Origin of the sequence: Nonomuraea sp. NPDC049419, assembly GCF_040676995.1 — a bacterium.
Taxonomy (GTDB): Bacteria; Actinomycetota; Actinomycetes; order Streptosporangiales; family Streptosporangiaceae; genus Nonomuraea; species Nonomuraea salmonea.
Genome location: NZ_JBFAQB010000011.1, coordinates 101,392 through 119,121, shown reverse-complemented (window position 1 = coordinate 119,121; position 17,730 = coordinate 101,392). Strand labels below are relative to the sequence as shown.

19 protein-coding genes are annotated in these 17,730 nt (G+C 71.5%); 10 read left to right on the top strand and 9 right to left on the bottom strand.

All coding sequences use genetic code 11. The features are described 5' to 3' along the window. Window positions 1-3: 3 nt before the first annotated feature. Both AB0K12_RS29015 and AB0K12_RS29010 read right to left on the bottom strand, forming a co-directional pair. Window positions 4-321, bottom strand: coding sequence for a hypothetical protein (locus AB0K12_RS29015; protein WP_364567861.1), 318 nt, complete (start codon window positions 319-321; stop codon window positions 4-6). A gap of 41 nt (window positions 322-362) precedes the next feature. Further along, window positions 363-929, bottom strand: a complete 567-nt coding sequence (locus tag AB0K12_RS29010; RefSeq protein WP_364567858.1) for a GNAT family N-acetyltransferase — start codon at window positions 927-929, stop codon at window positions 363-365. Window positions 930-1,230: 301 nt separating this feature from the next. On the opposite strand from AB0K12_RS29010, the gene AB0K12_RS29005 reads away from it, so the two are divergent. Together AB0K12_RS29005 and AB0K12_RS29000 are read left to right on the top strand one after the other, a co-directional pair. Continuing rightward, complete coding sequence (locus AB0K12_RS29005) at window positions 1,231-1,470, top strand: hypothetical protein (RefSeq protein ID WP_364567856.1); 240 nt, start codon at window positions 1,231-1,233, stop codon at window positions 1,468-1,470. Then, complete coding sequence (locus AB0K12_RS29000; protein WP_364567853.1) at window positions 1,434-2,249, top strand: inositol monophosphatase family protein; 816 nt, start codon at window positions 1,434-1,436, stop codon at window positions 2,247-2,249. Before AB0K12_RS29005 ends, AB0K12_RS29000 begins: the two co-directional genes overlap by 37 nt. A 69-nt stretch (window positions 2,250-2,318) precedes the next feature. Here the strand turns inward: AB0K12_RS29000 and AB0K12_RS28995 are convergent, their stop codons facing one another. Beyond that, window positions 2,319-3,263, bottom strand: a complete 945-nt coding sequence (locus AB0K12_RS28995; protein WP_364567850.1) for a LacI family DNA-binding transcriptional regulator — start codon at window positions 3,261-3,263, stop codon at window positions 2,319-2,321. Window positions 3,264-3,480: 217 nt separating this feature from the next. Between AB0K12_RS28995 and AB0K12_RS28990 the strand changes: the two genes are divergently transcribed. Genes AB0K12_RS28990 through AB0K12_RS28970 form a run of 5 tightly spaced genes read left to right on the top strand, consistent with a single transcriptional unit; the run spans window position 3,481 to window position 8,120 of the window. After that, window positions 3,481-4,221, top strand: a complete 741-nt coding sequence (locus AB0K12_RS28990; protein ID WP_345407605.1) for an ABC transporter permease — start codon at window positions 3,481-3,483, stop codon at window positions 4,219-4,221. After that, window positions 4,218-5,009 carry an ABC transporter permease gene (locus tag AB0K12_RS28985; RefSeq protein ID WP_364567846.1) on the top strand — a complete coding sequence of 264 codons (792 nt, stop codon included), beginning with the start codon at window positions 4,218-4,220 and terminating at the stop codon, window positions 5,007-5,009. Before AB0K12_RS28990 ends, AB0K12_RS28985 begins: the two co-directional genes overlap by 4 nt. After that, window positions 5,006-5,983, top strand: a complete 978-nt coding sequence (locus AB0K12_RS28980) for an ABC transporter ATP-binding protein (RefSeq protein ID WP_364567843.1) — start codon at window positions 5,006-5,008, stop codon at window positions 5,981-5,983. Before AB0K12_RS28985 ends, AB0K12_RS28980 begins: the two co-directional genes overlap by 4 nt. A gap of 14 nt (window positions 5,984-5,997) precedes the next feature. Further along, window positions 5,998-7,050: an extracellular solute-binding protein gene (locus tag AB0K12_RS28975; protein ID WP_364567840.1), complete on the top strand. Its 1,053-nt coding sequence runs from the start codon at window positions 5,998-6,000 to the stop codon at window positions 7,048-7,050. Then, window positions 7,047-8,120, top strand: a complete 1,074-nt coding sequence (locus AB0K12_RS28970; RefSeq protein WP_364567837.1) for a hypothetical protein — start codon at window positions 7,047-7,049, stop codon at window positions 8,118-8,120. Before AB0K12_RS28975 ends, AB0K12_RS28970 begins: the two co-directional genes overlap by 4 nt. Here the strand turns inward: AB0K12_RS28970 and AB0K12_RS28965 are convergent, their stop codons facing one another. The 5 genes from AB0K12_RS28965 to AB0K12_RS28945 form a co-directional block, all read right to left on the bottom strand. After that, window positions 8,121-8,627 (bottom strand): isoprenylcysteine carboxylmethyltransferase family protein, encoded by a 507-nt coding sequence (locus AB0K12_RS28965; RefSeq protein ID WP_364567835.1) that lies wholly within the window; start codon window positions 8,625-8,627, stop codon window positions 8,121-8,123. Window positions 8,628-8,689: 62 nt separating this feature from the next. Then, window positions 8,690-10,726, bottom strand: a complete 2,037-nt coding sequence (locus tag AB0K12_RS28960; protein WP_364567832.1) for a hypothetical protein — start codon at window positions 10,724-10,726, stop codon at window positions 8,690-8,692. Then, window positions 10,723-12,018: an extracellular solute-binding protein gene (locus tag AB0K12_RS28955; protein ID WP_364567829.1), complete on the bottom strand. Its 1,296-nt coding sequence runs from the start codon at window positions 12,016-12,018 to the stop codon at window positions 10,723-10,725. Before AB0K12_RS28955 ends, AB0K12_RS28960 begins: the two co-directional genes overlap by 4 nt. 48 nt (window positions 12,019-12,066) lie before the next feature. Then, entirely contained in the window at window positions 12,067-12,918 is an 852-nt protein-coding gene (locus AB0K12_RS28950) for a carbohydrate ABC transporter permease (protein WP_364567826.1), read from the bottom strand. Beyond that, complete coding sequence (locus AB0K12_RS28945) at window positions 12,908-13,726, bottom strand: sugar ABC transporter permease (protein ID WP_364568308.1); 819 nt, start codon at window positions 13,724-13,726, stop codon at window positions 12,908-12,910. The genes AB0K12_RS28950 and AB0K12_RS28945 overlap by 11 nt, the downstream gene beginning before the upstream one ends. A gap of 411 nt (window positions 13,727-14,137) precedes the next feature. Between AB0K12_RS28945 and AB0K12_RS28940 the strand changes: the two genes are divergently transcribed. Continuing rightward, window positions 14,138-15,310, top strand: coding sequence for a LacI family DNA-binding transcriptional regulator (locus AB0K12_RS28940; RefSeq protein ID WP_364567823.1), 1,173 nt, complete (start codon window positions 14,138-14,140; stop codon window positions 15,308-15,310). Window positions 15,311-15,313: 3 nt separating this feature from the next. Here AB0K12_RS28940 and AB0K12_RS28935 read toward each other — a convergent pair whose 3' ends face one another. Further along, window positions 15,314-15,595, bottom strand: a complete 282-nt coding sequence (locus AB0K12_RS28935) for a metal-sensitive transcriptional regulator (protein ID WP_345407621.1) — start codon at window positions 15,593-15,595, stop codon at window positions 15,314-15,316. Between the two features lie 119 nt (window positions 15,596-15,714). Here AB0K12_RS28935 and AB0K12_RS28930 point away from each other — a divergent pair, with 119 nt between their 5' ends. Next, window positions 15,715-16,680 carry a C40 family peptidase gene (locus AB0K12_RS28930; protein WP_364567819.1) on the top strand — a complete coding sequence of 322 codons (966 nt, stop codon included), beginning with the start codon at window positions 15,715-15,717 and terminating at the stop codon, window positions 16,678-16,680. Window positions 16,681-16,881: 201 nt separating this feature from the next. Beyond that, the gene (locus tag AB0K12_RS28925; protein ID WP_364567816.1) at window positions 16,882-17,709 is read left to right on the top strand and encodes an N-acetylmuramoyl-L-alanine amidase; all 828 of its coding nucleotides are present in this window, start codon (window positions 16,882-16,884) and stop codon (window positions 17,707-17,709) included. Window positions 17,710-17,730: the final 21 nt, after the last annotated feature.

Genomic DNA, 17,730 nt, shown 5'->3' with positions numbered 1-17,730 from the left:
GCGCTAGGTCCTGGGCGTGGCGAGGCCGGCGTCGGCGGAGGCGGAGGTGTTCACGCTCTCCAGGACGCCGGGCCCGGCGGAGACGGCGAAGTCCGCCCAGCCGGCGCCGGCCCGCAGCAGGGTGCCGGGGCCGTCATCGGCGAGGTACGCCCGCTCGAACTCCCTGCCCGTCGCGTCCTGCCCCCACGGCCGGGCGGCGTGCAGACTCTCGATCCTGGCGCGAGCGTTCGCCAGCCGGGCCTGAAGCGTGGCGGCGGCCTCCGACCAGCGCTTCACCCCCGCCTCCACGGTCTCCCGGTGGATCTCCAGCCGTTCCCCCATGACGTGCCCCCTCGACGCAACGGTCCCCGTGCGGCGGAACGCTAGTGCACGCCGGCGGGCCCGCCGCTCGTTTCAGCAATCGTCGAAGGGTCGCGCAGACCGAGCCACTGTTCGGCGTCCCAGGCGTGGAAGCGTTCGACCTCGGTGAACCCGAGCTTGGCCGCGAGCCGCATGGAGGCGGTGTTGGCGGTCTGGGTGGTGAGGATCACCGGCTCGCCGGGCAACGCGCGGTCGAGCCAGGCGAGCGCCGCCGCGCACGCCTCGGTGCCGTACCCGCGGCCCCAGGCGCGGGGCAGCAACAGGTAGCCCAGCTCGGCCTTGCCGACGGCGGCCGGGCGGCTGTGCTCGGTCGCCCGCTTGAGCAGCACGTTGCCGATCATCTCCCCGTCGAGCTCGACGACGAAGCTGCCCGCCCACCGCGCGGGCACCGGCGGCACATCACGCTCCAGCTCGTCCCGGGGCCGTGGACCGCCGAGGTAGGCGTGCGCCTCCGGCGAGGCCAGCAGCTCGATGAACGCCGGGCGGTCGCGGGCCTCGGACGGGCGGAGCACGAGGCGTTCGGTCTCGATGGGGTCGGGCGGCCAGGTGACGGGTCCGATCTCAGACATGGCGGGCAACCTATCGCACGCTCAGGTGTGGCCGATCTCGTCGGCGAGCCGGTTGTCGCGGTCGATCTTCGCCATGTGGGTCTCGGCCCACTCGCGGGCTGGCACCTCTCACCGCCCCGCCTCAGTTCGTAGCACGGATTGTTCGTATCGCGAAGCGTGTTCTTCGGTCCACTACGATGCGGAGCATGAACGACACAGCGCTGGCCACAGCGCTGGCCACCGCGCTGGTACGCCTCGCACACCTGGTCAGCCGGGTCTGCGCCGAGGTCAGCAAGGAGTTCGAGGGCTGGAGAGGTCGAGCATGACCGGGCTCGTCGACCGGGCCGAGCGGCGCGGCGTCGTGGCCCGCGTACGCGACCGGCGCGACCGCCGCGCCGCCTGCATCGAGCTGACCGAGCAGGGCGAGGAGATCGCGTACGCCGCCCACCGCAAGATCACCGAGCACGTCGAGAAGCTGGTCGTGGACATCGCTCCCGACGACCGCGAGCGTTTGGAGCACCTCGCATGGACCATCGTCGGCACTCCGGCACCGCGGTCATGACGGACGCCGATGTGGCCCGCACGGCGGCGCTGGCGGGCGCGGCGATCGCCCGCGACCTGTTCGGCGCCACGCACACCCACTTCGACAAGGGCGCCGGCGACTTCGCCACGGAGGCCGACGTGGCGGCCGAGCGAGCAATAATCGACGCCATCCGCACCGCCAGACCCGGCGACGCCATAACGGGCGAGGAGAGCGGCCACACCGGCCCAGCGACCTCCGACCGCACGTGGCTGGTCGACCCCCTGTGCGGCACCCTCAACTACGCCGCAGGCACGAGGCTGGTAGCGGTGAACGTCGCCCTGCGCACGGGTACGGACATCGCGGTAGCGGCCGTGGCGGACCCGTTCACCGACGAGGTCCTCCACACCGACGGCGCCACCGCGACCGTGTCGCGAGACGACACGGAGGAGCCCCTCAAGCCGTCGGCGCACCCGCCCCTCGTGGACCTGAACCTCGATCCGCCGTTCCCGAACGCCCCCGCCTTCCGCGCGACCACCCTGCTCACCGACCCAGGCTTCACGGAGCGGTTCCGCCCGCGGGTCACCTCCACCACGCTGACCCTGGCCTGGGTGGCGGCCGGCCGGCGCGCCGCGTACGTCACCGACGGCCACGTCCACGACAGCGTGCACTTCGCCGCCGGGATCGCGCTGTGCCGCGCCGCCGGCTGCGTGGTGACCGGCCTCGACGGCAACCCACCCGAGACAGGCACCGGCGGCCTCATCGCCGCCGCCGACCAGGACACCCACAAAGCCCTCTTGGATCTCATCAACCGCCGCTGATCAGCACCCGGCCAGGGAACCGCCGCCTCGGTCAGTGATACGTCGCCGCACCGGCACGCGGTCGCGGCGTCAGCTGATCGGGACGGTCAGGCGGTGGCGGGTGGGTACGGCGGGGGTGCGGCGTTCGCCGAGCAGGGTCATGAGCTGGTCCATGGCGACCTCGCCCAGTTTCTCGCCGTCCACGTCGATCGACGGCACGTCGTGCAGGCCGAGGCTCTCCACGACCATGCCTTCCGAGCTGACCACGACGTCGGTCACGCCGCGCCGCATCAGCGCGAACATCAGACCGAGGCCGATCGAGGTCGCGTACGGGACCACGGCGGTGGCGCGGGCGGCCACCACGGCCTCGGCGGTCGCCACGCCCGAGGCGAACGTCGAGGGGTAGGGGCCGAGCATGGTGAGCGTCACGCCGCCGGCTGAGGCGGCGGCGCGGATGGCGGCCTGGCGCTGGCCGTCCTGCCAGGAGCCGGCGGGGCCGCTGATGTAGACGATGCGTTCGTGGCCCTTCTCGGTGAACCAGCCGACCAGCGCGCCGAACGCGGTGGCGGTGTCGGCGACCGTCGAGGGCATGCCGTCGATCTCGCGGTCGATGAGCACGGTCGGCTTGTACGACGCCGCCGCCCGCACGATCTCGTCCGACCCGCGTGGCGCGGCGAACAGGAACCCGTCCACCTGGTGGGCGAGCTGCTCGACGGCGGCGAGCTGGGCGGTGTGCTCCAGCGAGTGCACCGCGATCGTCAGCTGCATCCCGGAGTCGGCGGCGCGCGCCTGGGCGCCGCCGATGATCGGCGTGAAGAACGTGTTGTCCAGGGTGGGCACCACGATGGCGACCACGCCGGTCCTGCCTCTGGCGAGCTGGGTGGCGGCGCGGTTGGGGACGAATCCGAGCTGCTCGGCCGCCGCGCGCACGCGGGCCACGGTCTCGGGGGCGGCCAGGTCGGGCCGGCCCAGAGCGCGGGAGGCCGTCGCCTTGGACACCCCCGCCAGTACGGCGACGTCCGCCAGTGTCGGCACTGATCCTCCTTGAGCGGTAACACGGAATCAACGCGGCGGTTTGTGCGCGAGGCCGCTCGTAATCTATGGTCAGGCTCATGCAACCGGTTCCACAACCGGTTCCAGACCACAGCGTACGCCACGGAGAAAGGACGCCGACATCTCACGCAAATCGGCCCTTCTGCTGGCGCCAGGGCTCGTCCTTCTCCTCGCGGGTTTCCTCGTCCCCTCGGCCGCGATGCTCTTCGCGCCGCCGGACGTCTCGACCAGTGAGATCTTCGCGCGCCTGGGCGAGATGCTCAAGGACCCCTACGACCTCGAGGTCATCGGGCGCACCGTCGGGCTGGCCCTGATCGTCACCGTCATCTGCGTCGTCCTCGGGTTCCCCATCGCCTACTGGCTGGCCCGCTCGCCGTCCCGGTGGAGCGGCGTGCTGCTGGCGGTGGCGATCTTCCCGCTGATGCTGAGCAACGTGGTGCGCACGTTCGGCTGGCTGGTGATCCTCGGCTCCAAGGGGGCGCTCGGGCAGCTGCTCGTCACCCTCGGCCTCGTGGACGTGGCGCCGCAACTGCTCTACACCAAGCTCGCGATCGTGCTGGGCCTGACCCAGCTGTTCCTGCCGCTGGCGATCATCTCGTGCTACTCGGCGGTCGCCCAGGTCGATCCCGGCCTGGACGACGCCTCGCGCGGGCTCGGCGCGAGCCGCATCCGTACGCTGTGGAGCGTCGTCATCCCGCTGACCATGCCGGGCATCGTGGTGGCCGCCACCCTGGTCTTCGCCGGGGCCGTCACCGCCTACACGACGCCGTACCTGCTGGGCGGGTCGAGCCAGCGGATGCTGTCCACGCAGCTGTTCACGTACGCGAGCACCACCGTCGACTGGGCCTCGGCCTCGGCGACGGCGCTCATCATGACGGTGCTGGTCTTCCTGGTCTCCGGGCTGTCCTCGCTGATGGGACGGAAGGGGGCCACCTCGTGAAGCGGCCGATCACGGCGGCGCTCGCGGTCGTCGGCTACATCATCATGATCGTGCCGATCATCTTCGTGGTGGCCACGGCCTTCACCAGCGGCAGCGTGCTGCGCTTCCCGCCCGAAGGGTTCTCGCTGCGCTGGTTCGGCGAGGCGCTCGGCTACGAGCCGTTCATGGAGGCGGCACTGTCGAGCCTGGAGCTGGCGCTGCTGGCCACCGTGCTCGCGCTGCTGGTCGGCGTGCCCGTGACGCTCGCCATCCATCGGGGCGGCCTTCCGGGCAAGGGGCTGGTCGAGGGGTTGTTCCTGTCGCCGCTCATCGTGCCCGAGCTGGTGGTGGGGCTCGCGCTGTTCCAGCAGCTGATGATCGGCCTCGACCTCGACAACTTCAGCACGCTGCTGGTGGGGCACACGGCGCTGATGCTGCCGTACGCGGTGCGCGTGACCGGCGCGTCGCTGGCGCTGGCCGACCCCGCGCTGGAGGAGGCCGCCCGCGGGCTCGGCGCCTCGCCGCTGCGCGCGTTCTTCAACGTGACGCTGCCGCTGCTGCGCCCGGGGATCTTCTCCGCCGGGCTGCTCAGCCTGGTCACCTCGTTCAACAACGTGCCGCTGTCGCTGCTGCTGCAGGGACGCGACTTCAGGACGCTGCCGGTGACGATGCTCGACTACGTGCAGCAGTCCTACGACCCGATGGTGGCCGCCGCCTCCACCCTCATCCTGGCCGCCACCGTGGTCATCGCGATGGTCGCCGAGCGCACGGTCGGGTTCGCCAAGATCTTCGGAGGGATCAACCAATGACCGCCGCCGCCGAGCTGATCGCCGTCACCAAGTCGTTCGGCGCCTTCACCGCCGTGGACGCGATCGACCTGGCCGTGCCGGCCGGCAAGCTCACGACGCTGCTGGGGCCGAGCGGCTGCGGCAAGACCACCACGCTGCGGATGGTCGCCGGCTACGCCGAGCCGACGTCGGGGACGATCCGCATCGACGGCGTGGACAGCACGCGCACGCCGCCGGAGAAGCGCGACCTCGGCATGGTCTTCCAGTCCTACGCGCTGTTCCCGCACATGACGGTGGCCGACAACGTCGGCTACGGGCTCAAGCTGCGCAAGGTGCCGGCCGCCGAGCGCAGGGCGCGGGTCATGCAGACGCTGGAGCTGGTCGGCCTCGCCCACCTGGCCGGCCGCAAGCCGAAGAAGCTGTCCGGCGGTCAGCAGCAGCGGGTGGCGCTGGCCAGGGCGATCGCGATCAGGCCCAAGCTGCTGCTGCTCGACGAGCCGCTGTCGAACCTCGACGCCCGCCTGCGCATCCAGATGCGGGCCGAGATCCGGCGCATCCAGGCCGAGACCGAGCTGACGGTCATCCTCGTCACCCACGACCAGGACGAGGCGCTGGAGATGTCCGACGAAATGGTCATCATGAACGAGGGCCGGATCGTGCAGCAGGGCTCGCCGCAGCAGGTCTTCCCGCGCCCCGCCGACCGCTTCGTGGCCGAGTTCCTCGGCTACGAGAACTTCCTCACCGCCGCCGACGGCACCCCCATGACGATCAGGCCCGAGCACCTGCGCCTCGCCGGCGAAGGTGAGGGGCTCGACGCGACGGTGGCCGACGTGGCCTTCCGCGGCGTCGATCTGCTGGTCTCGCTCGACGTGGTGGACCCGTCGGGCGCGACCGTCAGGCTGCTGGCCGACGTGCGCGGCGGCGCCGCCCCCGCTCCAGGATCGAGCGTCTCGGTGATCACGCCGGACGACCGGCTGGTCCCCCTCCCCCGCTGAAAGAAGGAACACCCATGCCCACGCGCCGTGCCGTCCTGGCCGTTGCCCTGACGCTGCTCGCCGCGGCCGGATGCTCGGGGTCGAGCTCCGGCGACGAGCAGGCCGCGCAGAACACCCTCGTGGTCAGCACTTTCCCCTTCGGGGTCAAGGAGTTCGAGCAGGCGGTCGTCGACCCGTTCACCAAGAAGACCGGGATCAAGGTCGAGCTGGACACCGGCTCCAACGCCGACCGGCTGTCGAAGCTGAAACTCGCCAAGGGCGAGCCGGAGGCGGACGTGGTGCTGATCTCCGACTACTTCGCCGCGCTCGGCCAGAAGGACGGCCTGTTCGAGAAGGTCGACGTGCCGGCGATGAAGGAGCTGGCGCCGTTCGCGACCGAGGGCGCCTATGACGGCCCCGCCTACACCCACCAGCTGAACGGCGTCATCTACAACACCGACAAGCTGACCAAGGAGCAGGCCGCCGACTGGCAGCTGTTCGGGAACGCGGCGTACCAGAAGAAGGTGGCGCTGCCCGACATCTCGGTGACCGCGGGGCAGCTCATGATCTCGGGCGTGGGTGAGGCGTACGGCAAGGGGCCGTACGACATCGACGCCTCGCTGCGCACGCTGGCCGGCTGGGCGCCGAACGTGCTGCAGTTCTACAGCTCCACCACCGAGGTCACGAACCTGCTGTCGCAGGGCGAGATCGTCGCGGCGGACGCGCTGAGCGGGTTCGCGACCCAGCTCGTCACCTCGGGCGAGCCGATCGCCTGGACGGCTCCCGCGAAGGGCCGCTACATGGCCACGAACCGGGCGATGATCCCCAAGGGCGCGCGCAACCAGGACGGCGCGAAGACGTTCATCGACTACCTGCTGTCGGCGGAGGCGCAGAGCGCCACGGCGAAGATCGTCGGTGACCTGCCGGTGAACCCGAAGGCCGACATCCCGCCGGACATCGCCAAGGTGACCGGCGAGGCGGCCAAGGACCCGGTGGCCGCCGGGTACAAGACGCTCGACCCGGCCCAGCTCGTGGACACCCGCGACGCCTGGGTCAAGCGCTTCACCCGCGAGGTGGCCGGCAAGTGAACCTCGCAGCGCTGCCCAAGGTCGATCTGCACTGCCATCTCATCGGCACGGTGCGCGCCTCGACCTTCGCCGAGCTGGCCAGGCGGGAGAAGCTCGACCTGCCGGACACGCCGGAACGCATCTACGCCGACGTCAACTCGCTGCCGCCGGACCCCGCGCTCTATCTGAACACCCGCGTGCCGGTGCCGCAGGGCAGGGGCGCGGACGAGCCGGAGGTGTCGTACTCGCTGTTCCAGGTGTCGTCGTGGGTGCTGCAGGTGCTGCGGGACGCCGACGACCTGACCAGGATCACGTACGAGGCGTTCGAGGCGGCCCATCGCACGAGCGCGACCCGGCACCTGGAGCTGTCCTTCGACGCGCTGACCGAGCAGCAGGAGAAGCTCGGCTACGCGAGCGTGGTGGAGGCGTACGCCGAGGGCATCAGGATGGCCGAGCGCGACTTCGGCATGACCGGCCGGCTCATCGCGGCGGTCGATCGCAGCAAGACCGGTGACGAGGCGCTGGCCTGGGTGCGCACGGTGGTGGACCACCCGCACGACTACGTGGCCGGGATCGGGCTGGACAACCTGGAGACGGCGGGGCCGCCCGAGCGGTTCGCGGCCGCGTTCCGGCTGGCCGGTGAGGCGGGGCTGCGGCGTACCGCGCACTCCTCCGAGCACGCGCCCGTCGCCGTCAACACGATCACCTGCCTCGACGTGCTCGGCTGCGACCGCATCGACCACGGCTACTTCGTCCTGGAGGACGACGAGGTGGTGGCCAGGGTCAGGGACGAGCAGATCCCGTTCACCGTCATCTCGACGACGTCGCGGCGCTCGTGGCGGCCGTGGCGGCGGGCCTCGATCGCGGCGATGATCGAGGCCGGGCTGAACGTCATCCCCGCCTCCGACGACCCCGGCATGTTCCCGACGTCGCTGACGCAGGAGTACCGGATCCTGTCCGGCGACCTCGGCGTGCCGGACGAGCGCCTGAAGGCGATGGCGCTGGCCGGGGTGGACGCGTGCTGGCTGCCCGAACCGGAGAAGGCCGCGCTGCGCCGGCGCATGGAGAGCGAGCTGGCCGCCGCCGGTTGATCAGGGCCGGTACGGGCGCACGCGCGGCCACCATCCCGGCACGGCCGCGCGGTAGCGCTCGTAGTCGGCGCCGAAACTGCGCCGAAGCTTGGGCTCCTCGTAGAACCGGACGAAGAGCACGGCCGGGACCGCCATGACGGCCGCGTACACCAGCAGCCAGCCGTTGCCGAACACCATGGCCTGGCCGATGACGGCGGCGAACAGCCCGAGGTACATGGGGTTGCGCACGTAGCGGTACAGGCCGCCCACGACCAGGCGGTCCGGCGGCGCGGCGGGGATCGGCGTGCCGAGGCCCTCGATCACGAACCGGACGAACGCCTGGGCCAGGATGACGAGCCCGGCCGCTAAGAGCAGCGCCCCCACGGCCCTGAGCGGCACCATCGCCCAGGCCGGGAAGGGCTCGTGCAGCTGCCAGCGGGAGACCCACCAGGGACCTGCCACGGCGACGAGGCCGGGGCCGACGGCGAAGAACGCCGTGCTCACTGTTGCTGCCGTCGTTCTGTGCATCGCTGCCTCCGATCAATTCATCATGTGATGAGTTTAGGTCGGGGGCGGCGGCCGGTCAACGCTCAGGGCAGGGGCAGCAGGCCCTCCTGGCGGATCCGCCAGGAGGCCGGGAAGCCCGGCATCGCGGGGCCGGCGTCCCAGCCCCTGGCCATCAGGGCGACGGCGGTGAGCAGGCCGCCGTTGCCCGGCAGGTAGACGGGCAGGGTGTCGGTCTGGCGGTTGTGGCCGTTGGGCAGGTAGGTGTTCTTCCCCGTCTCCATCAGCAGCGCCTCGACGGCCGACTCCGGCTCGCCGAGCCGGGTGGCGGTCATGGCGATCGCCGGGAAGTCCCAGCCCCAGGTGCTCGGCCAGTCCCAGCCGGCCAGCACGTCCCGCAGGGTCGCCCGCATGACGCCGGGATCGATGAGCGGGGTCGGGGGGACGACGCCGAGGGCGTACAGCATGGACGGGTGGTCGTCGCGCAGCGTGTACGGCGGCGCGTCCATCGCCGCGTACACCCCGCCGCGCACGAGCGGCCTGGCCATGCCGTCGGCGACCTTCGACCACAGCGGGTCGGGCGGCAGGCCGAGCAGGCGGCGCCAGCGCTGGGCCACGCGCAGCGCCCACGACCAGTAGGCCAGCTCGAACGTCGGGTTCGCCGCGGCGGCCCGCACGCCGGCGTACGACTCCTGGGCCGGCACCAGCGGCGGCCCCAGCGCGTACCCTCGCGGCCCTTCGGCGGCGAGCGCGGCCATGCAGTCCGCCGTCTCCAGCACCACACGGGCGTAGCGGTCGAGGGCGTGCCGGGTGCCGGTGGCGCGGCGTACCAGCTCGGCCAGGTGGATCGGGTGCGGCTGCTGCCAGAGCAGGAACGGGCCGATCGGGCTGGGGCTCTCGCGCCCGTCGGGGGCGACCTGCTTGGGCCAGCGCGCGCCGGGCAGCCCCTGGGCGCGGGCGGTCTCGCGGGCCGCCGGCAGGATGGTGTCGTACCAGCCGAGGCTGCGTTCCAGCAGCTCGGGGCGGCCCCACAGCGGGAAGTGCGCGCCGTGCCACCAGTGCATCTCCAGGTGGAAGCGGCCCCGCCAGCTGTTGGCGATCAGCCCGGTCTCGGCGGGCGGGGTGGAGCCCGCGCAGTGGATCGCGGTCAGGTACTGCGACAGGACGACACGCCGCTCCAGCTCGGGGGCGCGCTCGTCGTCCGCGTCCGACAGGTCGATGGCGCCGCCGGTGCTCCAGAAGCGGGCCCAGTGCGCGGCCGAGCTCTCCATGACCTGCCCGAACCCGGGCGGGCTCGCGGCGCCGAAGGTGACGACCAGCTCGGCGGCCGGGCCTGCGAAGGTGAGCAGGAAGTCATGCGAACCGGTCTCGCGCACCCCTTCGGCGCCGGTGACGGTCACCTCGTAGTGAGTGTCGTCGAGGACGCGGTCGATGGTGAACGCGCCGTCGCGGCGGCGCAGCCGCGAGCTGTGGGCCTCGGGGCGGGTCCAGTCGGCGGCGTTGCCCCACGCCTGCGAGCCGTACGGGAACGCGACGCGCACCCCCGTACGCTCCAGGGCGGGCGACTCCAGCCGCACCGCGACCGCGTCGAGCCCCGGATGGCAGGCGGTGACGACGGTGAAGGGCTCGCCCCGCAGCCGGTAGCGGCTGGTGATCGTGCCGGTCCACAGGTCGAGCCACTGCCGCACCTCGCCGAGGTCGGCGGGCGTCAGCGGCGGCCCGTCGAGCGCGGCCAGCCCGATCCTGCCCAGGTCGAGCCGGTGCGGGTTGGCGCGCAGCCACGACTCGGCCGCCGAATCGGGCGCTTCTCCGGCGCCGCTGAGCTCGCCGCGCATGTCCACGTAAGGGACGGGCCCGCGCGGCGTCTCGTACGTGCGCAGCGTCTCCTCCAGCCGGTACGAGCCGGGCACGCTGTGCCACCCCCAGGAGGACAGGGTGGCGAGCAGCGTGCCCGGCCCGGTGCCGGTGCGGTCCTCGACCGGGTGGGCGGCCGGGAAGGTCTGCAGCCCCGTGACGTCCACGGTGAAGCAGAGCTCCCCGTTGCCGACGCTCAGCGGCGACCCGGGGACGATCCCGGTCACCTCGACGGCGTGCCGCCCGGCCAGCTCACGGCGGTCGATCACTGCTTGATCGCCGTCCCGACCTGCTCGATGAAGTCGGTCGCGGCCTCGGCGGGCTGCTGGCGGCCGAACAGCACCTCGGCGTTGACCCGGTCGAGGATCTTCGGCGTGTCGGTGGACCCGGTCGGGCCGATGACCAGCGGCGGGCCCGCCTTCGGGGTGAGCTCGTCGATGAAGGCGGCCTGGGCCTTCTCCGGCTCGCCGAGCGCGTCCTGGATCGCGGCGCGCACGTCGGAGTTGGCCGGGATGCCGCGGTCGGCCAGGATGATCTTCCCGGCCTCCGGGCTGTTGACCAGGAAGTCCACGAACGTGGCGGCCTCCTGCGGATGCTCGGTCCTGGCGTTGATGCTGTAGATCTGCGACGCCTGCAGCCACATGCCCGGCGTGGGGATCTCACCCGGCAGCCGCATCAGCTTCAGCGGCTGCCCGGCCGCCTTGCTGAGCGCGCCGAGCTGGTTGCTCCAGTCGAACTGCATGGCGGCCTCGCCGCGGCCCATCAGCGACTGCTCGGGCGCGGGCTGCGTGATCAGCTCGGCGGTCTGCGAGGCGGGCGGCGTCGCGCCGGCCTGCTGCAGCTCCAGCGTCATGTTCCACCACTCGGCGAGCGTGCCGGCGCTGATGCCGACCTTGCCGTCGGCGGTGTAGAGGGCCTCGCCGCGCTGGCGGGAGAAGGCGTCGAGCATGTCGGTCTTGGTCGGGTCGGGCAGCGCGAAGGTGCCCTTGGGCAGCTTGGCCGCGAGGTCCTTGGCGGTCTTCTTGAAGTCGTCCCAGGTCCAGGTGTTCTCGTCGGGCAGCGGCACGCCGACCTTGTCGAACACCGCCTCGTTGACGACGACGGCGACGGCGTTGACGCCGGTGGGCACGCCGTACTGGACGCCGCCGAACTTGCCGTTGTCCAGCGCCGCCGCGCCGATCTTGTCGGTCTTCAGCCCGACCTTGGCGAGGTCGAGCAGGGCGCCGCGGTCGCCGTACTCGCGGGGGTAGGCGCCGCCGAGGGTGATGACGTCGGGCGCGCGCCCGCCCGCCACCTCGGTGGCGAGCCGGTCGAAGTAGGAGTTGAAGTCGGTGTAGCTGCCCTTGACCTTGATGCCCGGGTTCGCCTTCTGGAAGGCGTCGATGACCTTCTGGGTGGCCGCCGCCCTGTCGTTGTTGCCCCACCAGCCGAACCGCAGCTCGACGGTGCCGTCGTCGGAGCCGTCATCGGCGCCGCCCGAGGAGCCGCCGCCGCACGCGGTGGCCGCGAGCAGGACGCCGGTCAGGCAGAGCGCCGCCAGGCCCTTGAATTTTCTCGACATGGCCCTTCTCCTTATGCTTGAAACGTTTTAATCAACGGCGCGACGGAATCAGCGGAAGCCGGTCGTGGAGATGCCCTGCGTGAGATAGCGCTGCCCGGCCAGGAAGAACCCGAAGATCGGCGCCAGGCCCACGATGGACATCGCGAACAGCTGGCCCCAGGCCGTCTCGCCCTGCCCGTCCATGAACGAGCGCAGCGCCACCGGCATGGTCCACAGCTCGGGGTCGGTGAGGAAGATGAGCTGGCTGAAGAAGTCGTTCCAGGTCCAGATGAAGGTGAACAGCGCCGAGGTGGCCAGCGCCGGCACCGACAGCGGCATGATGATGCGCCAATAGATCCTGATGTGACCGCAGCCGTCGATGCGCGCCGCCTCGTCCAGCTCCCTGGGCAGGCCGCGGATGAACTGCACCATCAGGAAGATGAAGAACGCGTCGTGCGCCAGGAACTTCGGCACCACCAGCGGCAGGTTCGTGTTGATCCAGTCGAGCTGGGAGAACAGCACGTACTGGGGGACGATGAGCACGTGGATGGGCAGCATCAGCGTCGCCAGCATCATGGCGAAGAAGATCTTCCTGCCGCGGAACTCCAGCCGCGCGAACGCGTACGCCGCCAGCGAGCACGACGCCAGGTTGCCCACGACGGCCAGGATCGCGATCACCGCGGAGTTCCACAGGTAGTAGTGGAACGGGTGCTCCAGCGCCGACCAGCCGTCCACGTAGTTGCCCAGGTCGAGCTGGGTGGGCCAGATCGACGGGTCACGGAAGATGGTCTCGGTGGGCTTGACCGAGCTGGACACCATCCACAGCAGCGGATAGAGCATCACCAGCCCGCACACGATGAGCAGCGCGTGCTTCGACAGCCGCCGCGAACGCCCGCCCGGGGCCCTGAGCTCAGTTGCCATAGAACACCCACCGCCTGGCGAAGAGGAAGTTGACGCCGGTCAGCACGGCGATGATGACCAGCAGCACCCACGCCATGGCCGAGGCGTAGCCCATGTCGAAGGAGCCGAAGCCGCGCTCGTACAGGTAGAGGGTGTAGAGCAGGGTGGCGTCCGACGGGCCGCCGCGCCCGCCGCTGACCACGAACGCCTGGGTGAAGCTCTGGAAGGCGCCGATCAGCTGCAGGACGAGGTTGAAGAAGATGATCGGGGTCAGCATCGGCAGCGTGATGTGGAAGAACCTGGTGACGGTGCCGGCGCCGTCCACCTGCGCGGCCTCGTAGTAGGACGTGGGGATCTGGCGCAGCCCGGCCAGGAAGATGACCATCGGCGCGCCGAACGTCCACGCGTTCAGCAGCACGAGCGTGCCGAGCGCGAAGTCGGGGTGGGCCACCCAGCTCACGCCCTCCACGCCGAACATGCCGAGGAGCTGGTTGATCAGCCCCTCCTTGCCGAAGATCTGCCGCCACAGGATGGCGATCGAGACGCTGCCGGCCAGCAGCGAGGGCAGGTAATAGACCGAGCGGTAGAAGCTCAGCCCGCGTACGCCCCGGTTGAGCAGCAGCGCGAGCGCGAGCGCCAGCACGAGCTGGATGGGCACCGACACGAACACGTAGATGGACGTGACCAGCAGCGACTTGCCGAGCCGCGGGTCGTCGAGCATCTCCCTGTAGTTGTCGAGCCCGAGCCATTCCGGCGGCTTGAGCAGGGTGTAGTTGGTGAAGGACAGGAACAGCGAGGCGAGGATCGGGCCGACGGTGAAGACCGCCATCCCGATGAACCACGGGGTCAGGAAGAGATAGCCGATGCGGTCCTGGCGGGGGCCGCCGGGTCGCTGCCGGTGGGTTGGCCTGCGACCGATCGTTCCGCTGGTCGCAGGGGGTGCGGGAGGAGGGGGGACGGTGGTGGTGTCGGGGGGATCCAAACGTTTGCTCATCTAGCTCCCTTCGCCGTCGCGCCGAAGCGCTCGCGACCGGGACAAGCTGGGCACAAGCCGCCGTCCGGCTTGTGGGTAACCGATTTCTAGCACTGCCGACATCGAGTGTCAACGCTCCGTTAGCGAAGCGTTGAGCAGCGTAAATAGCGACGATGCAGGGCTTGCGGCGGGTTTGGCAAACGGTTGTAATGCGAGGTGAGAAACCGGTATCTGAGCTGGACGGCAGGGTCCGGCGAGCGTGCGAAGATGGAGCCCGAGCATGCGGGGAGAGTGATGAGGGCGAGCACCGGAGAGGGTGAGCAGGAGCGGGAGGCGGCCGAGCCCTCCGCCCCGCCACAGGTTTCTGGGCGTGCCGGTGGACGTGCCGGTGGACGTGCCGGTGGACGTGCCGGTGGACGTGCCGGTGGGCGTGCTGGTGGTCGGCGGGGGCCGCGGCCTGCCGGAGTGGCCACGATCGGGCGGGTGGCCGAGGCGGCCGGAGTCTCACGGGCCACGGTCTCGCGTGTCATGAACGGCTCCACGACCGTCAATCCCGAGCTGGCCGCGCGGGTGCGGGCCGCCGCCGAGGCGCTCGACTACGAGCCGAGCCCGGCCGCCCGCCGGCTCGCGCTCGGCCGCACGGGCACGGTCGCGCTCGTCGTCCCCGACCTGGCCAACCCGCTGTTCCAGAGCGTGCTGCGCGGCCTCAGCCAGGCCGCGGGCAAGGCGGGCCGCCAGCTCCTGGTCGTGGGCACGGAGGAGGACCCGGAGGAGGAGGTGGTGCTGGCGCTGGAGGCGCGGCGCAACTCCGACGGGATCGTGCTGGCCTCACCGCGCGTCCCCGCCGAGCGGTTGTGCGAGCTGAGCGCGCGGCTGGCGCCGTTCGTGCTGGTCTACCGGGAGGTCCCCGGGCTGGGCGCGCCCTCGCTGTCCATCGACAACGCGGCCGGCATCGGCGCGGTCGTCGCCCACCTGACCGGGCTCGGCCACCGCCACCTGGCCTATCTGGCCGGGCCGCCGGGCAGCGCCGGCAACGCCGAGCGGCTGGCCGCGCTGCGCGCCGCCCCCGGCGTCGAGCTGACCGTGCTGGAGTGCGGGTCGATGTTCGACGACGGCCACGCCGCGGCGCCGGCCGTGGTGGCCAGCGGGGCGAGCGCGGTGGTGGGGTTCAACGACATGGTGGCCTCAGGAGTGCTGACCGGGCTGCGCGAGCTGGACGTGGACGTTCCCGGGCAGGTGTCGGTCACCGGGTTCGACGACATCCCGTTCGCCCGCTACACCACGCCGCCGCTGACCACGGTGCAGATCCCGCAGAGCGAGCTGGGCCGGCACGCGTGGGAGCGGCTGTGGGCGCTGATGAACGGCGAGCCGGGCGGATTCGACGTGCGCTACCAGCCCCGGCTGCTCGTACGCGGCAGCACGGGGCCCGCCCCCGGCTGAGCGTCAGGAGCGGACGAGCCTGGCGATCGCGTCCGAGGCCTCCTTGACCTTGGCGTCGGCCTCCGGGCCGCCCTTCTGCGCGGCCTCGGCGACACAGTGGGCCAGGTGCTCCTCCAGCAGCGACAGCGAGAACGCCTTCAGCGCGCTGGTCGCCGCCGACACCTGGGTGAGGATGTCGATGCAGTATTGGTCGTCCTCCACCATGCGCTGCAGCCCGCGGATCTGCCCCTCGACGCGGCGCAGCCGCATGGCGTGGTCCTGCTTGTTGGCGCTGTATCCGGCCATGTCACGCCCTCCCCTCGCCTCTCCGCAACACCATACCCCTGTACCGTATTCCGGTTCGCCGCTGAACCGGACGGCGCCGCGCCTGCGTACCTCGTCGTGACGACGGAGGAGGCGCACACGTGAGGGTACGGGCGGCGGCGGTGTCAGCGGTGGTCTGCACGATGGCCCTGGCCTTACCCGGCCCCGCCATGGCCGACCCGTCACCGGCCCAGGCCAGGGCCAGGCTGGTCAAGCTCAACGAGAAGGCCGACCAGCTCGTCGAGCGCTACAACCGGGCGACCGAGGCGTACAAGACGGCCCGCGACCGTTACCGCGCGCTCGACGCGGAGGCGGCGGCGGACGACGCGCGCGCCGAGGAGCTGCGCGCGGAGCTGGCCGACCTGGCCGCGCGTGACTACCAGCTCGGCTCGCCGCTGAGCTGGCAGCGCTTCGTCGGCAGCGGCGACCCCGAGGCCGTGCTCGGCGGCATGGCGGCGCTGGAGCAGCTCGCCCGCGACCGTGCCGCCCGGCTGCGCGCCTTCGAGTCCGCCACCGCGCGGCTGCGTCAGAAGCGCGACCGGGCCAAGGCCGTGCTGGCCGAGGCCGACGAGGCCCGCGACGAGGTACGCCGCGAACAGGCCCAGGTCGACAAGCTGGTGGACCAGCAGACCGCGCTGCTGCGGCGGCTGGGGGCGTTCAAGACCGGCGATCCGCAGAGCACCGGCAAGACGTACACCGGGCCGGCGTCGGGGAACGCGCGGCGGGCGCTGGAGTTCGCGTTCGCGCAGATCGGCAAGCCCTACCGGTACGGCGGCACCGGGCCCGGCTCGTGGGACTGCTCCGGGCTCGTGCAGGCGGCCTGGCGGGCGGCAGGCGTGACGCTGCCGCGCACCACGTACACGCAGTGGAGCTGGGGCGCCGCGCGGCGAGTCCCCGTGACGGCGGCGCAGCCCGGCGACCTGCTGTTCAGCAGGGGTCTCGGGCACATGGGCATGTACGTCGGCGACGGCAAGATGATCCACGCCCCGCAGACCGGCGACGTCGTCAAGATCGTCACCCTCGACGGCTACTGGCGCAACCGCCTGATCGGCGCCGTACGGCCCTGACCTCCGCCGCTGTGATTTCTGCGCATTTTCCGGTCGCGCTCGGGTACCGCGTGCTAGTGATCTGTAAGCGCCCGCCGCACCGGCGAGGCCACCGGCCGCCCATCCCCCGCGGCGGCCGTGCACCGCGATGACGCGGTCAGTCACCTTGTCCTCCACACCGAAGGTTGTGAGCATCATCGAGACGCACCACGGAGGTCCTCGATGCCTTTCCTGACCCAGCTCGCCGACGTCGCCCGGCGCACCGGGCACCCGGTGACCGAGGTGTCCGGCTGGCGTGGCCGCGGCCACGGCCCCCAGCCCGAAGTGCGGGGCATCGTCTGCCACCACACCGCGGGGCCCGCGGGCGGCGGCGACTATCCCTCGCTCGCGGTCGTCCGTGACGGGCGGCCCGACCTCGAGGGGCCGCTGTCCCACTTCGGGCTCGGCCGGTCCGGTCACATCTACGTGATCGCCGCCGGCCGGTGCTGGCACAACGCGCCCTCCACGTCGGCCTTCCACGACAACTCCAGCTCCATCGGCATCGAGGCCGAGAACGACGGCTCCCAGCCGTGGCCGGCCGCACAGCTGGACGCGTACCGGAAGTTGTGCGCGGAGCTGTGCCGCGAGTTCGGGCTGCCCGCCTCGCGGGTCAGGGCGCACCGGGAGGTCAACACCTCCAAGCCCGACCCCCATTCGATCGACATGGACGACTTCAGGGCGGCCGTCGCGGCCCTCGTCGGCGGCGAGCCCGTCCCTGGAGGCCCCGGCCCCGGAGGGTCCTGGACGGAGGACATCGTGAAGCAACTGCCACTGGTCCGGCTCGGCGACGACAACTTCGACGTCAAGACCGTCAGGGGGTGCCTGTTCGCCCGCGGGCACGTCCCGCCGGCCGCGTACGCGCAGGTCGCGGACGGGCTGGAGGGCTGGCTGAAGTCGACGCTCTGCGACGACCAGCTGGTGGGGCTGGTCCGCGGGTTCCAGCAGGCCGAGGGCCTCGAGGCCGACGGCGAGGTCGGGCCGCTGACCTGGCCGCCGCTGCTGCGCGTCTGACTCCTGCGGCCCTCGGCGGCA